The organism is Pseudomonas sp. GW460-12-10-14-TSB1, assembly GCF_017349775.1.
In the GTDB taxonomy this organism is placed as follows: Bacteria; Pseudomonadota; Gammaproteobacteria; order Pseudomonadales; family Pseudomonadaceae; genus Aquipseudomonas; species Aquipseudomonas piscium.
Genome location: NZ_JACNAC010000034.1, coordinates 1 through 20,614, shown reverse-complemented (window position 1 = coordinate 20,614; position 20,614 = coordinate 1). Strand labels below are relative to the sequence as shown.

The window sequence follows — 20,614 nt, the reverse complement described above, 5'->3', positions numbered from 1 at the left end:
ATTGCCTGAACATTCACACCTGTCAGGCGCCAGGCCCTTGATTCAGGTCAACGCGCCGCGGTGTCGGCGAAGGTTTTGCGCCAGGGGGTAGATTGGCCCCCGAGCAATCAGGCCTCGGGCATCAGGGTGGCGATCAGCGCCCGCACGCTGCCGGGCAGGGCCTCCAGCTCACGGACGATGATGCTGCGTTCGCGCATGGCCCAGGCCTCGTCGAGTTTCACCGTCACCAACTGCATGGTGCGGCTGTGCCGGATGGCGGCCGATTCGGGAATGATGCCGATACCGACGCCGGCCTCGACCATGCGGCACACCGCTTCGAAGCTCGATACCTGGATCCGCAGCGACAACTGCTTGCCGGTGCGCTCCACGTGTTCGCGCAGGAAGGTCAGCAAGGTGCTGCCTTCGTGCAGGCCGATGTGCTGGTAGGCCAGGGTCTGCTCCAGGGTCACCGCCCGCTGCGTCGCCAGCGGGTGGTCGACCGGCAGGATCAGCACCAGGTGGTCGGTGCTGAAATGCAGGACCTGCAGGCCGCTGGCTTCCACCGGGCCGGCGATGATGCCCATGTCGGCGGTGCCGTCGAGCACGCCGCGCACGATGTCCCGGGACAGGCGCTCCTGCAGGTCTACCGTGACCCCCGGGCGTTTCGACAGAAAGCCGGCGAGGATTTCCGGGAGGAATTCGGTCACCGCCGTGGTGTTGGCGAAGATGCGCATATGCCCGGTGGAATCGCCGCCGTACTGGGTGAACTCGCTTTTCAGGTAGTCCACCTGGCGCATGATCAGCCGCGCATGCTGCAACAGGCGCTCGCCCGCCGGGGTGACTTCGACGCCGCGGCTGTCGCGGTACAGCAGGCGGGTTTCCAGCTGGCTTTCCAGGGCCTTGATCCGCGCGCTGGCCGCCGCCGGCGAGAGAAAGGCGCGCTTGGCACCCTGGGTCAGGCTTGGCGATTCGGCGATATGGATAAACAGGCGCAGGTCGGCCAGATCGAAATGCATGGGCGGCTCCTGGGAGGGAAGAGGGGCAAAGCGGCGTTCAGCATAACCGAACGCCGGTTTATTGAAATGCAAATTCTCAGAACGCACAGCGGCTTGCATGATCGGGCTCACCACCACTGCAATAGGGACCCGACCCGATGAGCGTGACCGACCCCAGCGTCTGGATAGGCCGTAGCCAGCAAGCCCGAGACCTGCTCAGCGACAACCTGCTCAAGCGCATCGCCGCGACCTTCGGCGAACCCGTGCCGGCCCATGGCGCGGCCTTGCCGCCGCTGTGGCAATGGTGCTTTTTCCAGGAGCCGCTGGCCGAAAGCGCCCTGGGTGGCGACGGCCATCCGGCCCGTGGCGGCTTCCTGCCGCCGGCGGCCAATCGCAATCGCATGTGGGCCGGTGGCCGGCTGGAGTTCTTCGAGCCGTTGCGCGCCGGTTTCGACGCGCACTGCCTGTCGACCATCAGCCATGTCGAGGAAAAGACCGGGCGCACCGGCGCGCTGCTGTTCGTCACGGTGCGCCATGAGTATTCCCAGGACGGTCGCCTGGCGATCCGCGAGGAACAGGACATTGTCTACCGCGAGCCGAGCCCGCCCAAGCAGGGCAGCGGCGAGCCACTGATCCAGGGCGACTGGCGTGAAGCCGTCGAGCCCAGCCCGACCCTGCTGTTCCGCTACAGCGCGGTGACCTTCAACGGCCATCGCATCCATTACGACTTTCCCTACGTCACCGAGACCGAAGGGTATCCGGGGCTGGTGGTGCACGGCCCGCTGATCGCCACCCTCAGCCTGCGGGCGTTCTGCCGCTCCCATCCCGGGGCCCGGTTGCGGCGCTTCTCCTATCGCGGCCTGCGGCCGTTGATCGCGCCGCAGCCGTTCGAGGTCGGTGGGCGCCTCGTCCGTCCCGGCGTCGCCGAACTCTGGGCTGGCAACGACGCCGGCCTGGCCCAGCGCGGCGAAGTGCTGTTCGACCCGATCCCACAACAATAACCACAGGCGGAGAGCCGTTCGATGAACCCCAACAGCAACGAAGAATTGAATGCCATCCGTGAAGGCGTGCGGGCGTTGTGCGCCGAGTTCGATGCCGCCTACTGGCGCCGGATCGACGAGGAAAAAGGTTTCCCGGAAAGCTTCGTCAAGGCCCTGACCGACGCCGGCTGGCTGGCGGCGATGATCCCGGCCGAATACGGCGGCTCGGGCCTGGGCCTGGCCGAAGCCTCGGTGATCCTCGAGGAGGTGAACCGCTGCGGCGGCAACTCCGGCACCGTGCACGGGCAGATGTACAACATGTTTACCCTGCTGCGGCACGGCAGCGAGGCGCAGAAGCGCTTCTACCTGCCGAAGCTCGCCAGCGGCGAACTGCGCCTGCAATCGATGGGCGTCACCGAGCCCACCACCGGCACCGACACCACCAAGATCAAGACCACCGCCATCAGGCGCGGCGACAAGTACCTGATCAACGGGCAGAAGGTGTGGATCTCGCGCATCCAGCATTCCGACCTGATGATCCTGCTGGCGCGCACCACGCCGCTGGCCGAGGTCAAGAAGAAGTCCGAAGGCATGTCGATCTTCCTGGTCGATTTGCGCGAGGCCATCGGCAACGGCCTGACCGTGCAGCCGATCGCCAACATGGTCAACCACGAGACCAACGAGCTGTTCTTCGACAACCTGGAAATCCCCGCCGACAGCCTGATCGGCGAGGAGGGCAAGGGTTTCAAGTACATCCTCGACGGCCTTAACGCCGAGCGCACCCTGATTGCCGCCGAGTGCATCGGCGATGGCCGCTGGTTTATCGAAAAGGCCAGCCAGTACGCCCGCGACCGCGTGGTGTTCGGCCGGCCCATCGGGCAGAACCAGGGCGTGCAGTTCCCCATCGCCGAAGCCCATGTCGAAATCGAGGCCGCCGACCTGATGCGCTGGCGCGCCTGTGAGGAATACGACAGCGGCGGCAACGCCGGGGCCAGCGCCAACATGGCCAAGTACCTGGCGGCCAAGGCCTCCTGGGAGGCGGCCAACGCCTGCCTGCAGACCCACGGCGGTTTCGGTTTCGCCTGCGAATACGACGTCGAGCGCAAGTTCCGCGAGACCCGCCTGTACCAGGTGGCGCCGATCTCCACCAACCTGATCCTGTCCTACGTCGCCGAGCACCTGCTCGAACTGCCGCGCAGCTTCTGAGGAACCGAGCATGAGCCATACCCAAGCCTTGGCCGGGTTCCTTGCCGGCCTGAGTTACCAGCAACTGCCCGACAGCGTGCTGGCGCGTACCGAAGAGCTGTTCCTCGACTGGCTCGGCTCCGCCCTGGCCAGCCAGGGCGCGCATCCGATCCCATTGTTCGAGCGTTACGCCCAACAGATGGGCCCGGCCGATGGCCCGGCGCGGATCCTGGTCAACGGCCGCGGCAGCTCGGCCTATTTCGCTGCCCTGGTGAACGCCGCGTCTTCCCATCTGGTGGAGCAGGACGACCTGCACAACAGTTCGGTATTGCACCCGGCCACCGTAGTGTTCCCGGCGGCCCTGGCGGCGGCCCAGGACCTGGGCAAGTCCGGCCGCGAGTTGCTGCTGGCGGCGGTGGCCGGCTATGAGGCGGGGATTCGCATCGGCGAGTTCATGGGCCGTTCCCACTACCGGATCTTCCACACCACGGCCACCGTCGGCACCCTCGCCGCGGCGGTGGCGGTGGGCAAGCTGATGGACTTCGACCAGGCGCAGTTCATCAACCTGCTGGGCAGCGCCGGGACCCAGGCCGCCGGGCTCTGGGAGTTCCTGCGCGACGCCGCGGATTCCAAGCAGTTGCACACGGCCAAGGCCGCGGCCGATGGTTTGCTCGCCGCCTACCTGACCCGGGACGGGCTGACTGGCGCGCGCAATATTCTCGAAGGCGAGCAGGGCATGGCTGCGGGCATGTCCTGGGATGCCGAGCCGAGCAGGCTGTCCGATCGGCTCGGTTCGCGTTGGGCCTTGCTGGAAACCTCGTTCAAGTACCACGCCTCCTGCCGCCATACCCACCCGGCCGCCGATGCCTTGCTGGCGCTGATGCAGCGCGAAGGTCTGGGCCATGAACAAATCGCCCGGGTGGAAACCCGTGTGCATCAGGGCGCCATCGATGTGCTGGGGCGGGTGAAGGTGCCGCAGACCGTGCACCAGGCCAAGTTCTCCATGGGCACTGTGCTCGGCCTGATCGCCGTGCATGGCAAGGCCGGGCTGCCGGAGTTCCATGAGCTGGCGCTGAAGGATCCGGCGGTGGCGGCGTTTCGCGACAAGGTATCGATGGTCCTCGACCCCGAGGTGGACCGCGCCTACCCGCAGCGTTGGCTTGGCCGGGTAGTGGTCAGCACCGACGACGGCCGTACCTTGCACGGCGCTATCGACGAGCCCAAGGGCGATCCGGGCAATGGCCTGTCGCGGGCGGAGCTTGCGGACAAGTTCCAGCGCCTGCTGCGCTTCTCCGGCGCACGCACGCCAGAGCAGGGCGAGGCCCTGATCCACCAGGTGTGGCACCTGCGCGACACCGCGCAACTGAACGAATTGCTCTGAACCAGCCCGAGGACGCCTTATGACACTCAATACCGCACAACCCCGGCCGCTGGACGGCATCACCGTGGTCAGCCTGGAACACGCCATCGCCGCACCGTTCTGCACCCGCCAACTGGCCGACCTGGGCGCCCGGGTGATCAAGATCGAGCGCCCCGGCAGCGGCGATTTTGCCCGCGGTTACGACGAACGCGTGCGCGGCCTGGCCTCGCATTTCGTCTGGACCAACCGCTCCAAGGAGAGCCTGACCCTGGACCTCAAGCAGGACGCCGCCGACGACATTCTGCAAAGCCTGCTGGCCCAGGCCGACGTGCTGGTACAGAACCTCGCACCGGGGGCGGCGGCGCGCATGGGCCTGTCGTTCGAGGCGCTGCACCAGCGTTTTCCGCGGCTGATCGTCTGCGACATTTCCGGTTATGGCGAGGGCGGCCCCTATGAGAAGAAAAAGGCCTACGACCTGCTGATCCAGAGCGAGGGCGGGTTCCTGTCGGTGACCGGCGGCCCGGGCGAGGAGCAACTGGCCAAGGCCGGCTGCTCGATCGCCGACATCGCCGCCGGCATGTACGCCTACAGCGGCATCCTCTCGGCGCTGTTGCTGCGCGGCAGGACCGGGCAGGGCAGCCGCATCGACGTGAGCATGCTGGAAAGCCTGGTGGAGTGGATGGGCTACCCGATGTACTACGCCTTCGACGGCGCGCCGCCACCGCCACGGGCCGGCGCGGCGCACTCGACCATCTACCCCTACGGGCCGTTTCCGGCGGGGGACGGCGGTACGGTGATGCTTGGCTTGCAGAACGAACGCGAGTGGGCGGCGTTCTGCGACAAGGTGCTGTTGCTGCCGGAACTGGCCGGCGACGAGCGCTTCTCGGCCAACTTCAAGCGCTCGGCCAATCGCGAGGCGCTACGCCAGATCATTGTCGACAGCTTCGCCCGGCTGACGGTGGAGGAGGTGATCGCCCGGCTGGAACAGGCGCAGATCGCCAGCGCCCGGGTCAACGACATGCAGGGCGTGTGGCAGCACCCGCAACTCAAGGCCCGCGACGGCTGGCGCGAGGTGGACAGCCCGGCCGGCAAGCTGCCGTCGCTGCTGCCGCCGGCGCGCAATGCCGCGTTCGAACCGCGCATGGACGGCGTCCCGGGACTGGGCCAGCACAGCGGCGCGATCCTCGCCGAACTGGGCCTGTCCACCGAGGCCATCGAACAGTTGCAGGCCAATGGCGTGATCTGAGATTCGCAGGCTTGCACGGCTTCTGTAGGAGCCAAGCTTGCTGGCGATGGGGCCCTTGGGGGTTGCATCGATCTTGCGGGCCTCATCGCAGGCAAGTCGGATCGCCGCCCGCTCGCTCCTACGAGGGAATCTGTCGTGGCCTGGTGTCCGGGGCGCGATAACACGGTCTGTGGACCTGGCGTTCATTACAAGGAATTCAACATGTCCAACCCTATTGTCCGCTCTGCCTTGTTCGTGCCGGGCAGTCGTCCCGAGCGTTTCGGCAAGGCCCTGGCCAGTGGCGCCGATGCGGTGATCGTCGATTTCGAGGACGCCGTGGAAGAGCCGTTCAAGCGCCAGGCCAGGGACAACCTCGGCCAGTTCCTCGACAGCCAACCCGAGGTCAGGCTGTGGGTGCGGGTCAATGCTCCGGAGCATGCCGAACATGCCGCCGACCTGGCGTTCTGCAAAGGTCACGCCGGGGTCGTCGGCATCCTGCTGCCCAAGGTCGAAAGTGCCGCCCAGGTGGCGACGGTAGCGGCCACCGGCAAGCAGATCTGGCCGATCATCGAAAGCGCTCGCGGGCTACTGGCCCTGGCGGAAATCGCCCGGGCTCCTGCGGTGCAGCGCCTGTCTTTCGGCGGCCTGGACCTGGCGCTGGACCTGAACCTCAGCAGCGGTTCGGCGGCGGCGCAGTTCGCCCTGGACCAGGCGCGGCTGGCGCTGATCTTGCATTCGCGCGCCGCCGGGCTGGTCGCGCCGCTGGATGGCGTGCACCCGGCCATCGACGATCCGCAAGGTCTGCGCAGCTCCATCCGTCACGCCTACGAAATGGGCTTCGGCGGCGCCCTGTGCATCCACCCGAAACAGGTGCCGGTGATCCACCAGGCCCTGGCCCCCAGCGCCGAGGACCTGGCTTGGGCGCAACGGGTGGTGGACGCCGGCAGCCACGGCGCCGGCGCCTACCAGATCGACGGCCAGATGGTCGATGCGCCGGTATTGCTGCGAGCGCAGCGACTGCTGGCGCTGAACCCGTGACAGCCGCAACCTGGTCTGCGCGTTACCAACTGCCATAGGGAATGCCATATTTCTCTATGTAGCGTTTGGACCCTTCACTGATCTGGTAGGCGTAACGGCCATTGGTTTTGCCTTGGCTCGGCCCTAAAGGCTCAACTTCAGCTTGGACGCGGGTGACTTTGATTGGGTGATGACATTCATCTCTTACCCAGACCTGGACAATGCCTCCCGGTGCCAGCCCTAGATTGACTGAGGCCATATAGCTGGCGGTTTGCTGTGGCGTTTCCGGGCACCGACGGGCCGTGGTCTTGCGCATGATCTGTCGGGCCTCTTCCGGGATGTCGATCCATACCCGATAGGTTTGCGGTTCAACCACCGATTGCCAGCGAACGAAAATGCGTTTGGGCAGGTCGGCACCGATCACCGATTTGCCATCACCACCAACTTCGCTCCAGCCTCTGGCCCATTCCTTTTGGTAACCGAGGTTGCCGCCTGATGCAGTTCCACCACCGGTGCGTCGAAACAGCATTCCGTTGATATCTTCTACTGCGCTGTCTTCGACCCAGACTTTCATGTAGTAGGGTTCGGTAAAGCCAAGCTCCCACCAGGGGTTTTTGGGATCGTTTTTTGCGGATAGCGGATCGCTGGCCAGACAGCCACTTAGCAGTAGTGCGCCCAGTAGGGCGATGAATACTCTCATTACCAAAGCGTCCAGTCAGGTACGTGAGGATGTTGCGCACGCACGGCATCCACCGTGGGGGCATTGATATAGACAACTTTAAGGCTGCCGCCATCCTGTTTGCCAAGTGGGTGGTTCCAGTGAGCTGAGAGATGGATATAACGCAGCTTGAGCATGGTCTCCTCGGTTGGAGTCGTACTGTAGTCACCTGCGACAAACCTGTCACAAAGCGATTGAAGTTCGGTCGGAATCTCATGTTCGGGTATGTCTGGGATGTCCTGAAAGCGTACACCGTGTTGTTTAGCGAGCTCATACATGACTCGTAGACATACCCGCGACAGCTTGTTGCTCATTGGCCTCTTGAGCTGCAAGCCCGCATACACTCGTTTTTGTCGTAAGCCGAGACGGTCCTGCGGATCTTGCGGCAGAACCATAGGCTCCGGTGTGACGATCTCCAGCCATTGTGCGGGCCAGCCCTTGTCCAGCCAGCGCGATTTTGCCTGTACCGCGTCTCGGTAAATCGGGGTGTGGGTCACATCAGTATTGAGCGGCACCTCCAGCGCCTGCATCGGACTGACCAGTACACACTCCTGCACCTCATCCAGATAACCACCACCGATATCCGAGTGTGCACCGGGCAGGGTGATCTCCATGTGGTCGGGTTTGACCCGGCTCAGGGCAAAGTTGGCGCGGTACTCGTCGCGGGCGACCAGTTGGACCACTGAGCGAAAGTAGCGACGGTCGAGGTGCAGCTTGATACCTGGGGCAATGGCGCTGCGCACGTTGCCCAGATTGCTCAGCCCGGCAACTGACGGCACCGTATCGAACAGGCCGATAAAGCCCATGTCTAGGTCGTTGCCGTACTGTCGGTTGAAGCGGCGACTGAAGGCCTTGGAGTGGTCGTGCAGAATCAGCTCGAGTGGCCCTAGCCAGCGCACGACTTCATTGGCAAAGTGCCGGGCTGCTGCGGCGCCTCGGCTAAAGCCGAAGGCATCGAAGGTCAGAGAGGTAATTTCGCTGTCAGGGTTCTGCTCGAAGAAAATACCAAGACGTTGCTTGATCTCGATAAATGCCTTCTGCACACATCCTGATATTCCCGTACCGCCACGCCCCGTTCCCGAGGTGATCACGCTATCTTTTTCGCCAGCTTGCGTGCCGATACCTTCGATATAGATGGAGCGAAAGGCCTGTCTTTGTAGGCCCTTACCTTCAGATTCCTGTTCGGAAAAGTACAAATCACTCAACCGCTTAACATTGCTCACATCATTCCCATAACTACTCTCCGGATCCCTCATATACGGCTTGCAACTGCCATCGATATCCCTGGCTTCGATAGGATTCTGCGCCCCGCAAATCTGGCCCATGGCCGAGTTGCTGGCGTTATTGCCGGTGCCGTCGAAGAACACTCCGATACGTAGCGCCACCTGGACCTTTTCAGGCGGTGGCGCAGGTTCCTTGGCGTATTTCTCATATTGGGCCCAGAGCTGTTCGCCGTAGCTGGGTTGTTCGGTCTCGGCGGAGCGTTCAGCAGAGTGCTGGTTGGGGTTGGCGGGCCGAAGAAGGCTGGGCATTGGCCCGGGTCCGTTGCTGGCCATGGGTGGTCCTGGTTCAGGCGAAAGGGGCGCTGGAAACCGTACTGGGAATGGCGGGCGATGGATTTAGGAGGAATCTGCAAGAGGCTGGGCAGGTGCTGATTCCGTCGTAGGGGAAATGGAATTTCAGAGGGGGATTGCCGAGCGCGCGCGGCGTTCGGCTGAGGCGAACGCGGGTATCAAAAATTCGAAATTCTCAATACACGTGCCCTTAGGCACTCTGCGATCAACCACAACAATAAGAAGGTGAAGTCCATGTTCAAGCTCTCTCGGGCGTTGTTCTGTGCCGCCGCATTGCTGGGCGCCGGTCTCGCGCAGGCCGCCGACCCTATCGTGATCAAGTTCGCCCACGTGGTGGCGGAAAACACCCCCAAGGGCCAGGGCGCCCTGTTGTTCAAGAAGCTCGCCGAGGAGCGCCTGCCGGGCCGGGTCAAGGTCGAGGTGTACCCGAACTCCTCGCTGTTCGGTGACGGCAAGGAAATGGAGGCGCTGCTGCTGGGCGATGTGCAGTTGCTCGCACCGTCCCTGGCCAAGTTCGAGCAGTACACCAAGAAGATCCAGATCTACGACCTGCCATTCCTCTTCGACAACCTCGCCGCCGTCGACCGTTTCCAGCACGCCGAGGGCAAGCAACTGCTGACCGCCATGCAGGACAAGGGCATCCTCGGCCTGGCCTATTGGCACAACGGCCTCAAGCAGCTGTCGGCCAACAAGAAACTGGTGGAACCCAAGGACGCCCGTGGCCTGAAGTTCCGCGTGCAGGCCTCCAGCGTGCTGGAGGAACAGTTCAAGGCGGTGCGCGCCAACCCGCGCAAGATGAGCTTCGCCGAGGTCTACCAGGGCCTGCAGACTGGCGTGGTCAATGGCACCGAGAACACCTGGTCGAACTATGAAAGCCAGAAGGTCCACGAGGTGCAGAGGTACTTCACCGAGACCGACCACGGCCTGATCGACTACATGGTGATCACCAACGCCAAGTTCTGGACCGGCCTGCCGCCGGATGTGCGCGGCGAGCTGGAAAAAATCATGGCCGAGGTCTCGGTGGAAGTGAACAAACAGGCCGAAGCCCTGAACCAGACGTCCCGGCAGAAGATCATCGACGCCAAGACCAGCGAAATCGTCGCCCTGACTCCCGAGCAGCGTAACGAGTGGCGCGAAGCCATGCGCCCGGTGTGGAAGAAGTTCGAGGGCGATATCGGCGCCGACTTGATCCAGGCCGCCGAAGCTGCCAACCAGGCGCAATAACGACCTGTATCCCGGCCGCTGCGCTCGCAGCGGCCCATCGGCAGCCGTTATCGGGCTGCACTCCACTGGCATTCTCGCGGAGAACCTCAATGCACAGGCTGAGGCGGTTCTGGGAACATTTTGAAGAGGCGTTCATCGCCTTCCTGCTGGCGGCCATGACGCTGGTGACTTTCGTCTACGTGGTGCTCAACAACCTCTACCCGCTGTTCTACTCCATCGGTGATGCCTGGGAAGGGGGCAGCGCGCTGTTCCTGGGGATCGGCGACTTCCTCATGGAGCTGGCCCAGGAAATGGTCTGGAGCGTGGCGCTGACCAAGGTGCTGTTTGGCTGGCTGATCTTCTTCGGCATTTCCTACGGCGTGCGCACCGCCGGGCACCTGGGGGTGGACGCGCTGGTCAAGCTGGCCTCGCGCCCGGCCCAGCGCCTGCTGGCGGTGATCGCCTGCCTGTGCTGCATGGTCTACGCCGGGCTGTTCATGGTCGCCAGCTTCAAGTGGCTGATGGCGCTGATCCAGGCCGGCATCGAAGCCGAGGACCTGGACCAGTTCGGCATTCACCTGTCGCATATCGCGATGATCGTGCCCTTCGGTTTTGCCCTGGTGCTGATCCGCTACCTGGAAATCATGTGGCGCATCCTCATGCGCGGGCAGATCAACCTGGGCCTGGCCGATGAGGCGGCCGAGGCCAGCAAGCTTGCCAGTCACCACGAGGATCAGCACTGATGGCCATTCTCTGCCTGTTTCTGATGCTGTTCGTCTTCATGTTCCTTGGCGTGCCGATCGCCATTTCCCTGGGGCTGGCCGGCGCCACGTCGATCCTGCTGTTCAGCCCGGACTCCCTGAGTTCCCTGGCGATCAAGCTGTTCGAAACCTCCGAGGCCTACACCTTGCTGGCGATCCCGTTCTTCCTGCTGTCCGGGGCCTTCATGACCACCGGCGGCGTGGCGCAGCGCCTGATCGATTTCGCCAACGCCTGCGTCGGGCACATCCGCGGCGGCCTGGCGATTGCCGCGGTGCTGGCGTGCATGCTGTTCGCCGCGCTGTCGGGTTCGTCGCCGGCAACGGTGGCGGCGGTGGGCTCGATTGCCGTGGCCGGCATGGTGCGTTCCGGTTATCCGCGGGAGTTCGGCGCCGGGATCATCTGCAACGCCGGGACCCTGGGCATCCTGATCCCGCCGTCGATCGTCATGGTGGTGTACTCGGCGGCCACCGAAACCTCGGTGGGCAAGCTGTTCATGGCCGGGGTCGTCCCGGGGCTGCTGCTGGGCGTGATCCTGATGGTGGTGATCTACATCGTCGCGCGGATCAAGAAGCTGCCGGCGCAACCGCGGGTGTCGTTCCGCGAATGGCTGAGCACCGCGCGCCGGGCCTTCTGGGGCCTGCTGTTGCTGGTGATCATCCTCGGCGGCATCTACAGCGGCCTGTTCACCCCGACCGAAGCGGCGGCCGTGGCGGCGGTGTATTCGGCCTTCGTCGCGCTGTTCGTCTACAAGGACATGCGCCTGCGCGACTGCCCGAAAGTGCTGGTGGAGTCGGGCCGGCTGTCGATCATGCTGATGTTCATCATCGCCAACGCCATGCTCTTCGCCCATGTGCTGACCACCGAGCAGATCCCGCAGCAGATCACCACCTTCGTCATGGATGCCGGGCTGTCGCCCATCGGCTTCCTGCTGATGGTCAACGTGGTGCTGCTGGTGGCGGGCAGCTTCATGGAACCCTCGGCCATCGTGCTGATCCTGGCGCCGATCTTCTTTCCGATCGCCATGAAGCTGGGCATCGACCCGATCCACCTGGGGATCGTCATGGTGGTCAACATGGAAATCGGCCTGGTGCATCCGCCGGTGGGCCTGAACCTGTTCGTCACCTCGGCGGTGACCGGCCTGAGCCTGGGCCAGACCATCCGCGCGGCGCTGCCGTGGCTGATGATCCTGCTGGCGTTCCTGATCCTGGTGACCTACGTGCCGTTCATTTCCCTGGCGCTGCCGAACTGGCTGGGGATGAACTGACGCAATACGCTTCTGTAGGAGCAGCCGGTCGACGCTCGATTGCTGGCGATGGGGCCCTTGAGGGCGATGCTGTTCTTGAGATCGTCATCGCGGGCAAGCCTCGCTCCTACGGGGGCGAGGCGTGGAATCGAGATGGACACGCTTCTGTGGGCGCCAGGCTTGCCGCGATCAACCCTCGATCAACGCGCCGGCACCCGCCACAGATACCAGGCCGCCACCGTGCGATGCGGGCGCAAGGACAGGCCGATCTCGATCATCTGCTTGCGCGTCGGCTGCTGCTCCAGACCCTTCAGGCGGCGATAGCCTTCGCGCACGCCGAAGTCGTCGGCGGGCAGGATGTCCAGGCGTTCCAGGCTGTAGATCAGCAGCATCTCCACGGTCCAGCGACCGATGCCGCGCAGGCTGGTCAGGCGTTCGATCAGTGCCTCGTCGTCCATGGCCCGGGCCGCTTCATAGTCCGGCACTACACCACTCAGGGTCGCCTCGGCAATGCCACGGATTGTGGCGATCTTGCCGGCGGAAAAACCACAGGCGCGCAATGGCTCGAAGTCAGTGGCGAGGATCTGTTCGGGGGAGGGGAAGGACGCCGGGCCATACAACCCAAGAAAACGCCCGAGAATCGCATCGCCAGCGCGGGCGTGCAGCTGCTGATAGGCAATCGCCCGCACCAGCGCCTCATAGGGCTCGCGGGTCGGTTTGGCCTGGTGCAGGCACGGGCCGACCGCCTCGACGTGACGGGCCCAGTCAGGGTCGAGCCCGGCCAGAAAGGCACGGGCCTCAAGAAACGGATCGGGCATGGAAAGTCCTGGACCAAGGGCGTCGCCAGAGATTAACCAGCAATGCCCGACGCTGCACTCGGTCTCTTGCGCTGGAATTCCCTGAGCTAGATCGAACGCTGATTGACCCGGCTGGACAGCGCCGCGGCGCTTTCCTTGCGTTCCGAATAACGGTCCACCAGCAGGTCGGCGCGGCCGCGCAGGAGCAGGGTGAACTTCATCAGTTCTTCCATCACATCCACCACCCGGTCGTAGTAGGGCGAGGCCTTCATGCGATCGTCGTCATCGAACTCGAGAAAGGCCTTGGGCACCGAGGACTGGTTGGGGATGGTGAACATGCGCATCCAGCGACCCAGCACGCGCAGCTGATTGACCGTGTTGAACGACTGCGAGCCGCCGCAGACCTGCATCACCGCCAGGGTCTTGCCCTGGGTCGGGCGTACCGCGCCGAGGGTCAGGGGGATCCAGTCGATCTGCGCCTTGAACACCGCCGACATCGCGCCATGGCGTTCCGGCGAGCACCAGACCTGGCCCTCGGACCACAGCACCCGTTCGCGCAGTTCCTGGACCTTGGGGTGATCCACTGGCGCATCGTCCGGCAGCGGCAGGCCGCTGGGGTCGAAGATATAGGTTTCGGCGCCGAGGAATTCGAGAATGCGCGCCGCTTCCCGGGTCAGCAGGCGGCTGAACGAACGCTCGCGGGTGGAGCCGTAGAGCAGCAGGATGCGCGGTTTGTGCGCGGCTGTTGCCGGGGTCTCCAGATGCTCCGGCGCCAAGGCTTGCAGCAGTTCGAGATCGAGGGCGGACAGCTGTTCTTCGCTGCGCTTCTGGTCGTCGTTCATCACAGCGCTCCGATGCGGTCGAGGGCGTTTTTCAGCTCGGTGGGCGAGAGGTGGTCGAGGTCCAGGGCGAAGAAGACGGCGAAGCGTTGGCGGATTTTCTGCACAGTCTGCTCGAAGGCGGCCTGGATCGCTTGCTCATCGCCTTGGACCTCCGAAGGATCTTCCAGCCCCCAATGGCTTTTCAGCGCCGGGCCGAAATACACCGGGCAGGGCTCGCCGCCGGCCTTGTCGCAGACGGTGATGACGATATCGGGCGGGTTGTCGGCGAAGGCTTCCGAACCTTTGCTGTACAGGCCTGCGGTGCTGACGCCGGCTTGCTCCAGGGTGGCCAGGGCGCGGGCGTTGAGCGTGCCGCTGGGGAAGCTGCCCGAGCTCACTGCGTGATGAGCGGCCGGCGCCAGATGGTTGAACAGGGCTTCGGAAAGAACGCTGCGGCAGCTGTTGGCGGTGCACATGAAGAGGATTTTCATCGAGGTTTCCGGGCAGAAGGGTTGGGCCAAGACGCTGAACAGGCGTCATTGGTGTGAATATATGGTTATCCGAATATACGGATATGAAGGAGCGTTGCCAAGCTGCGTGTGTCGGCGCCGGGTTGGGCAGGGGATCTGCGCTTGTGTTCTATGCTTCAGGTTCAGCGCAGCTCGAAGATGCCAGGCCTATCCATGAGGTTCACCGGGCCAGGCTTCATCTCTCTGCCTATGGGTGAACGTTATGCAAACCCCTTCCACACCTCGGGATCCGGACCCGATGTCGCGCGGCACGGCCATCGCCTATGCGATCGGCCTGCCGCTGGCGCTGCTGGGATTGATCTTCCTGCCGGCCGGCACGATCGCCTGGTGGCCCGGCTGGATATTCCTCGCCGTCATGACCCTGGGCTTTGGCGTTTCGGCCCTGGTGCTCGCCCGGGTCAATCCGGTGATCTACCGCGCGCGCAGCCGCTTCCAGGCGGGCACCAATAGCTGGGACAAAAAACTGCTGGCGATCCTCCTGCCGGCGATGGCGGCCGTGCTGCCGGTCGCCGCACTCGATGCCGGGCGGCTGCATGGCTCGGCTGTTCCGGCCTGGGTGGTGCTGGTGGGGTATCTCGCGATGCTGGCGGGCATCGCGGTGACCGGCTGGGCGCAGGCGGTGAACCCGTTCTTCGAGCCGGGTGTGCGGATCCAGTCCGAGCGGCACCAGCGGGTCATCGATAGCGGGCCTTACCGTTTTGTGCGGCATCCCGGGTATCTCGCGGCGCTGTGCCTGTTCTTCGGCATGGCATTGGCGCTGGCTTCGTTCTGGGCGCTGGTTCCCGCCGCGCTGGCCGCAGCGCTGCTGGTCCTGCGCACATCATGGGAGGACCAGCTGTTGCAGGCCGAGTTGCCCGGCTATGCCGACTATTGCCAACGGGTGCGCTGGCGACTGTTCCCCGGCCTCTGGTAATGGCCGGGAGGCGCCAGGGCACGGCGCCTCCGGGTAAAGCCACTGGCGGGGAGGGCCTCTACAGCAGTTGGTCGATCAACACCGCATTGCTATAGATCAGGCTGCCATCGCTGGCTCGGTGCCCCACCAGGTGGAACTGGCCGCGGCCGTGCTGCAGGTAGACGCGCATCCGGCAGTCGGACAGGGGGGTGTACTCCTCGGGCATGATCAGCTCCATGGTGTCCATGTCGACATCGACCATGGCCTCCTGTTCATGGGTTTTCTGCAGGCGTTCCTCGGCTTCTTCCAGGCGCAGGTGCAGGGGGCCATCGACGTAGAAATGGATCTCTCCCAGCGGCATGGATTTTTGCCCATCGCTGGACTTGCACCAGCCTTCGATCGTCAGGGCGCTCATGGTGAGACCTCCATTGTGAATGTCGGGGCTTTGTGGCGCTGCCCCATTCTCAATGCCATCACTGTTCAGACCGCTGCGAGGGGCGGTTCGTTTCCTTGGCGGGCGCCTGGCGGGCTACCGCGGGTCGCGTCAGGTCTTCGCGGGCCGATGCCTGCAGGCGCCAGGCTTTTGCCAGCTTGCGCGCCACCTTGCCTGGCAGCACCGTGGATCCGCTGTGCCGCACGGCCTTGGCATGCTCGGCAAGCCCGTCGACCAGTGCAGCCCATTCCGGCCGCGGGTCGTTGACATAGTCCCAGCCCAGCCCCAGCCAGGGGCAGCGTCCACCGATCCAGGCCTGTACCGCGGGTGTCGCGCGCCGAATATAGTCGGGGGCCTTGGTCGCCTTGGGCCGGAGCGCGCGCGCCTTGACGGCCGGTATCTGCAAGCTTGGGGTGCCGTCTGCCTCCCGGGTCACCCGCATGGCCCCGAGCAAGGCAATGTCGAAAGGCACCGGCTGACCCTGGGCGGCATAGAAATACGCCAGGCGCCGGATGCTGTCGTAGTCGGCAACGGCGCGGTACAGGTAGGCGCAGATCACGCCCAGCATGGGGTCGGCATGCTTTTTATGGCATACGCCGGCGGCGAACTGGTCGATGTCTTCGGCCTGTAGCCGGCCAGCGGCGAAATCGTCGATCGCGCCGAGCATCGCCAGGTATCTGTCGGGGGCCTTGGGCATTCCATAGGCCTGGAAAATATCGCCGAGGGGGCTGGGCATCACCACGGCGTACTGACCCGCATAAGGCACCACCGGCGTGAAGGTGCCATCGGCTAGCGCCACCAGGACCGGCATCCCCTGGGGATCGCTGATGGCGCGGAACGTCTCGAACAGCGAGGTGCTGTCCAGTCGCTCGATCGGGGCCCGGGACAGGAGCTTCGCGCCCTCGCCGTAGACGATCAGGTTGGCCTCGCCCGGGTCGCCGATCTGTTTCATCCGGCGGCGAACCTCGGTGGCCGCGGACTTACGCATATCGGCGGCGGCATCCGCTTCCAGCTGCTGGACCAGTGCCTTGACCTTTTGCTTCTTCTCGGGAAAACGCGGGCTCTGCTGGCGAAGCACCACCAGATCCTGCAGCAGCTCCTTGCTGGAGTCGGGAATGGTGATCATCTGGTCGGCGGGAACCGTCAGGTCATGCTGCTTGAGCCCGAAATCGGCGCCGAGCATGTGCTCGCGAAAGGCCGCGTCGCTGTGTACCCGCTCAAGGTTATGCTCGGCGGAATCCACCGGGCCGGCCGCCGTGGACGGGCCCATAGTGGCGGCGTTGCCCGCGGCTGGCCAGGGCTGCAACCCGGCGGGGCCCGGCAACGGCTGGGCGGTGTTGTAGAGCACGGCCGGTTCCGGATCGACCAGGCACTGCGGATTGAGCTTGAGGCGATACTCTTTCGCCCGCTCGGTGGTGCGCGAGCGCACGCACATGCCGAGGGTCGCGGTGGTGATCAGGCCATTGCTGATGGCGGTCGGCTCGATGCCCCACAGCGCATCGGCGATCACCCCGGAGAACACGCATTTGCCCGGAGCGCCAGACATCGGCTCGGAGACCATGTAACCCAGCTGCCCGTCCTGGCAGGCGGCCAGGCGATCGAACTTGGGGTTTTCCACTTGGGTGCCTTGCACGACGATCCCGCGCACCGGATCCAGTCGCGTCAGATCGAGACTCTTCGGCGCTTCGCGGCAGGCATCGGTAATCAGGGTGATGCGCTGTACGCCATGCAGCAGCAACTCGGTGTAGAACGAGTCGGCCAGGACGCGGTATTTCTGGCGCAGCGAATCGCTGAACAGCCAGGAGATCGAGCCGATATTCGCGTCGGTCAGGCCATGGCCGCAAAACGCCAGGATCAATTGCTCGACCACTTCGGCCCCCGAGGGGAACAGCTCGTCCACCGCTTGTTGCACCCGCTCGCGGGTGACCGGATTGCCCTGGCCGTCTATGGGGCCGTCGTCGACGATCCTGACGTTGTCGGCGCCGAAGCCCGAGCGCAACGCCCAGTCGCCGATCGAACGGGCGGCGAGCACGGCGCCGTCCAGGTAGGCGAAACGCAACGTCTGGTTTGGCAGCGGCGTCAGCGTGCTCACGCCGATCGTCAGGCAGGTCCGTCTAGTCATGGGAGTGCGCCACCTTGCGCGTAATAAGGAGCCAGAGATCGAGTCGAGGGAGAATCACTGGCCAGTGCCAGCGCGGCCGATCGCCCGGTGCCAGGCGTTCGACCAGCATGATTGCCCCGGCCACCAGCATCAGTGGAATGTGCCAGGCTCCGCCCAGCAGCGGCACCAGCATCCAGGCCCAGCACGAAGCGATGCACAAGGCCCCGTGGGTGGCGCCGAACACCAGGCAATCGCGGTCGGCGGCCCAGCCGAACAGACCGATCCGGCGCATGCGGTGGCCACGGTTGAGCGCCGCGCGTTGCCACGGGCTGGCACTCCACAGCAGGGCAACCAGCAGGGCCGTGGCCAGCGCCGCGCCGGCGACGCTCAGTTGCAGCAGCAAGGCGAGCACCATCAGCAGCGGCCCGGCGGCCATCCATAAGGCGGTGTAGCCGAGCAGGAACACGAGCGCCGCACGGATGCGCCGGCGCGGCAGGCTGGAGTGCCAGACATGCAGGAGCGGCATCGCCAGCAGGGGCGGCATCATCGCCAGCAGCATCAAGGCCCAGTCCGCGAGCATGTGCTGCGCCGGGTTCAGGGCCAACTCCGCTTTCAGCGCGGTGGGCCAACTGGTGACGATGGACAGCCCACCCACAGCGCTGCAGAAGGCGGGAAGGGTGCTGTGCCCGGTGGTGTAGAGGCACAGGGCCAGGCCCAGCCCGGCCGTCGCGAACAGCAACGGCCAGGGCGCCCGGGTGAAGCTGAGCAAGAGCGGTCCGGGTTGCATGAGGCGTTACTCAGCTGACGATACCACTGCGCTTGAGCACGCTGATCCGCTCCACGGTCACCGGTTTATCCGCCGATACCTGCTCGCCCGGGACCAGGGTCACCCGCAGATAGTCCGGATCGAAATCTCCAGCATCGGTCAGGCGCTGGGCCAGGTCGGTGATGTCGATGGTATAGCCGAGCCCGTGGCCGCCGTGGCCACCGTCTGGGCGCGAGGCGACGTTCAGCCCGAACAGCGTCAGACTGCCGGCATGGCACTCGGGATGCTGCTGCGGATCGCTGTCTTTCGGCAGGTTGATGTAGACCGCAAGCTGCGGCGAGGGCGCGGAGCCGCGCACCGATTCCAGCGCCAGGTACAGCCGGGTCACCGGCTGGCCCAGGTCCGTGGCGCCCATCGCGGCGATGCCGGTGCTGGTGGCCTGGCGGTCGAGGTCGACCTGGGTGCGCACCGGCGCGCCGCCGACCGTGACCACTGAACGGTTGGCACCGATAGGTTCGATGTTCTGTTGTTCCGGCGCACCCATCTTGACCCGTGTCACAGCCTCTACTCCTGGTTTCACGCCCGTGCCGATGCTCAAGTCGGCATAGCTCGGGTGCAATTTGCCATCCTTCAACGTGTCGCGGCCGGTGAATTTCATGCCAGGGTCACTGCCACCGACCGCCGGCATGATGAAACGGCGGTCGGCCGGACCGTCGAGCCAGCGCGGATCGCGGACCATGGTCTTGCCCGGGGTGTTCATCCAGGCCTCCCAGAGCCGGTCGACGTTGCAATGGTGCAACCAGAAGATCGGGTCCAGTGCGGCGAGGTACGGGTCGGCCATGAAACCTTCACCACCGCCGATCAGGCGATGCACGGTGTTGTGCGGGTTGTTCTCCAGGTCGCCGGTCCAGCGGGCGAACTGGGCGAAATTGCCGGTGACCCCGCCACCGAAGCCGATGCTGCCGTCATTGCCGACCTGGAAATCGTTCTCCTGCATCGCCGCCAGGCTGAAGGCATCGAGGGAGTTCGGCCGCAGCGTGGTAAAGCCCTGCCGGCGAGGGTATTTCTTCAGCGGGTTGGGGCTGCCGTCAGGCAGGGTGTTTGCCAGGAACGCCTCCGGGGCTCGCCGCGCTTCCGGGTTTTTGTCATTGAGGTAGTTCCAGTACGGAAGCGCCCAGTCGTCGCCCGTCAGTTCCTTCACCTTGGCCGCGACAATCGCCTCGAAGGCCGCCAGGTAACCGCGGTGCCAGGACAGGAAGTACCAGCTGCCGTGCTGGCACTGGCTGCCGTAGGTGAAGTTGGTCAGGTCCTTGGGAACCGGATCGGAATCGCCCAGGACATTCACCTCGACCCACAACTGCCGATCGAAGCCGTGGATGGCGCCGAGGAACTTCCAGCTGTTGCGGTTGGTGATCGGTAGTTTGTCCAGTTCGCGCATGGCCAGCGCGTAGTTGAGCAAGACTTTGTTGTTCCATCCGGAGCCGAGTGTTGCCACATCCTGTCGAATCGTGTTCATGAATGCACCTCCCTTGCAGCATCAGGCCGGGTGGCGCGTGTGGCGCCACACCCCTCGCAATCCTTTGCCGCTGGCGACTTCATGTTCACGGCGGAACTGCGCTCATGAGACCCGCAGTGCTGGTACGCGCCTCTCCGGAACTGAGTATAGAAGCCTGGCAAAAACGCCATGGCCGATTCCGATTATCCCGATGAACGACATGGTTTTTGCTTGCTTGTGCGGACGGACGGGGGATTGGCGTGGCTCTATTGATGGGTGCAGTACAGGAGTCGTGGCTTCACAACGCCTGCAGCAGGCGCTGCAACTGCTGGTGTTCCCAGATGCTCAGGAGTTTGACCGGGTCGGTACCGTAGCGCTGCCAGGCGTCGAGTGTCTCGACCCGGCCATCCGGTGAAAGGCATTGCTCGCAGTGGCTCAGGGTCTGGCCATGGTTGATCAGGGTCAGGGCCCAGCCGTCGATGTCGAGCCGCTCCTGCCAGCTGTCGTCCGCCAGCAAAACACGGTGGCTCGAAGGGCC

20 protein-coding genes are annotated in these 20,614 nt (G+C 64.6%); 9 read left to right on the top strand and 11 right to left on the bottom strand.

Annotated features, from left to right (window positions below; all coding sequences use genetic code 11):
• Positions 1-107: 107 nt before the first annotated feature.
• On the bottom strand, positions 108-995 hold the full coding sequence (locus tag J4D52_RS19250) for a LysR family transcriptional regulator (RefSeq protein ID WP_102677434.1): 888 nt from the start codon (positions 993-995) through the stop codon (positions 108-110).
• Positions 996-1,132: 137 nt separating this feature from the next.
• Between J4D52_RS19250 and J4D52_RS19245 the strand changes: the two genes are divergently transcribed.
• From J4D52_RS19245 to J4D52_RS19225, 5 genes are all read left to right on the top strand, one after another.
• Positions 1,133-1,975 (top strand): MaoC family dehydratase N-terminal domain-containing protein, encoded by an 843-nt coding sequence (locus tag J4D52_RS19245; protein ID WP_173678557.1) that lies wholly within the window; start codon positions 1,133-1,135, stop codon positions 1,973-1,975.
• A 21-nt stretch (positions 1,976-1,996) separates the two neighbouring features.
• Entirely contained in the window at positions 1,997-3,160 is a 1,164-nt protein-coding gene (locus J4D52_RS19240; protein ID WP_102677433.1) for an acyl-CoA dehydrogenase family protein, read from the top strand.
• Between the two features lie 10 nt (positions 3,161-3,170).
• A complete protein-coding gene (locus tag J4D52_RS19235) occupies positions 3,171-4,520 on the top strand; it encodes an MmgE/PrpD family protein (protein WP_102677432.1) in 1,350 nt (449 codons plus the stop codon).
• Positions 4,521-4,539: 19 nt separating this feature from the next.
• Entirely contained in the window at positions 4,540-5,745 is a 1,206-nt protein-coding gene (locus tag J4D52_RS19230) for a CaiB/BaiF CoA-transferase family protein (RefSeq protein WP_102677431.1), read from the top strand.
• A 201-nt stretch (positions 5,746-5,946) separates the two neighbouring features.
• Positions 5,947-6,762: a CoA ester lyase gene (locus J4D52_RS19225; protein WP_063430009.1), complete on the top strand. Its 816-nt coding sequence runs from the start codon at positions 5,947-5,949 to the stop codon at positions 6,760-6,762.
• Between the two features lie 22 nt (positions 6,763-6,784).
• Here J4D52_RS19225 and J4D52_RS19220 read toward each other — a convergent pair whose 3' ends face one another.
• On the bottom strand, positions 6,785-7,441 hold the full coding sequence (locus J4D52_RS19220; protein ID WP_063430011.1) for a DUF2931 family protein: 657 nt from the start codon (positions 7,439-7,441) through the stop codon (positions 6,785-6,787).
• Positions 7,441-9,015, bottom strand: coding sequence for a phospholipase effector Tle1 domain-containing protein (locus tag J4D52_RS19215; protein WP_063430012.1), 1,575 nt, complete (start codon positions 9,013-9,015; stop codon positions 7,441-7,443). The genes J4D52_RS19220 and J4D52_RS19215 overlap by 1 nt, the downstream gene beginning before the upstream one ends.
• Before the next feature lie 252 nt (positions 9,016-9,267).
• Here J4D52_RS19215 and dctP point away from each other — a divergent pair, with 252 nt between their 5' ends.
• The 3 genes from dctP (at position 9,268) to dctM (ending at position 12,262) form a co-directional block, all read left to right on the top strand.
• Positions 9,268-10,257: a C4-dicarboxylate TRAP substrate-binding protein DctP gene (gene dctP / locus J4D52_RS19210; protein ID WP_102677430.1), complete on the top strand. Its 990-nt coding sequence runs from the start codon at positions 9,268-9,270 to the stop codon at positions 10,255-10,257.
• A gap of 89 nt (positions 10,258-10,346) precedes the next feature.
• Positions 10,347-10,979, top strand: a complete 633-nt coding sequence (locus J4D52_RS19205) for a TRAP transporter small permease (protein WP_063430018.1) — start codon at positions 10,347-10,349, stop codon at positions 10,977-10,979.
• Positions 10,979-12,262, top strand: coding sequence for a C4-dicarboxylate TRAP transporter large permease protein DctM (gene dctM / locus J4D52_RS19200; protein ID WP_025809386.1), 1,284 nt, complete (start codon positions 10,979-10,981; stop codon positions 12,260-12,262). The genes J4D52_RS19205 and dctM overlap by 1 nt, the downstream gene beginning before the upstream one ends.
• 179 nt (positions 12,263-12,441) lie before the next feature.
• Here dctM and J4D52_RS19195 read toward each other — a convergent pair whose 3' ends face one another.
• The 3 genes from J4D52_RS19195 to J4D52_RS19185 all read right to left on the bottom strand — a co-directional run bounded on the left by J4D52_RS19195 (position 12,442) and on the right by J4D52_RS19185 (position 14,350).
• Positions 12,442-13,059 carry a DNA-3-methyladenine glycosylase gene (locus J4D52_RS19195; protein ID WP_063430020.1) on the bottom strand — a complete coding sequence of 206 codons (618 nt, stop codon included), beginning with the start codon at positions 13,057-13,059 and terminating at the stop codon, positions 12,442-12,444.
• Between the two features lie 86 nt (positions 13,060-13,145).
• A complete protein-coding gene (arsH, locus tag J4D52_RS19190; protein WP_063430021.1) occupies positions 13,146-13,880 on the bottom strand; it encodes an arsenical resistance protein ArsH in 735 nt (244 codons plus the stop codon).
• On the bottom strand, positions 13,880-14,350 hold the full coding sequence (locus tag J4D52_RS19185) for an arsenate reductase ArsC (protein WP_063430023.1): 471 nt from the start codon (positions 14,348-14,350) through the stop codon (positions 13,880-13,882). The genes arsH and J4D52_RS19185 overlap by 1 nt, the downstream gene beginning before the upstream one ends.
• 241 nt (positions 14,351-14,591) lie before the next feature.
• Between J4D52_RS19185 and J4D52_RS19180 the strand changes: the two genes are divergently transcribed.
• Complete coding sequence (locus J4D52_RS19180) at positions 14,592-15,302, top strand: isoprenylcysteine carboxylmethyltransferase family protein (RefSeq protein WP_231103233.1); 711 nt, start codon at positions 14,592-14,594, stop codon at positions 15,300-15,302.
• A gap of 58 nt (positions 15,303-15,360) precedes the next feature.
• Here the strand turns inward: J4D52_RS19180 and J4D52_RS19175 are convergent, their stop codons facing one another.
• From J4D52_RS19175 to J4D52_RS19155, 5 genes are all read right to left on the bottom strand, one after another.
• Positions 15,361-15,696, bottom strand: coding sequence for a hypothetical protein (locus J4D52_RS19175; protein WP_025809381.1), 336 nt, complete (start codon positions 15,694-15,696; stop codon positions 15,361-15,363).
• A 58-nt stretch (positions 15,697-15,754) separates the two neighbouring features.
• Complete coding sequence (locus J4D52_RS19170) at positions 15,755-17,836, bottom strand: hypothetical protein (RefSeq protein ID WP_102677429.1); 2,082 nt, start codon at positions 17,834-17,836, stop codon at positions 15,755-15,757.
• Complete coding sequence (locus tag J4D52_RS19165) at positions 17,829-18,602, bottom strand: DUF2182 domain-containing protein (RefSeq protein ID WP_102677428.1); 774 nt, start codon at positions 18,600-18,602, stop codon at positions 17,829-17,831. The genes J4D52_RS19170 and J4D52_RS19165 overlap by 8 nt, the downstream gene beginning before the upstream one ends.
• Before the next feature lie 10 nt (positions 18,603-18,612).
• Positions 18,613-20,097, bottom strand: coding sequence for a tyrosinase family protein (locus J4D52_RS19160; RefSeq protein ID WP_063430031.1), 1,485 nt, complete (start codon positions 20,095-20,097; stop codon positions 18,613-18,615).
• Positions 20,098-20,374: 277 nt separating this feature from the next.
• The coding region (locus tag J4D52_RS19155) for a hypothetical protein (protein ID WP_207272148.1) at positions 20,375-20,614 on the bottom strand (240 nt) is incomplete at its 5' end.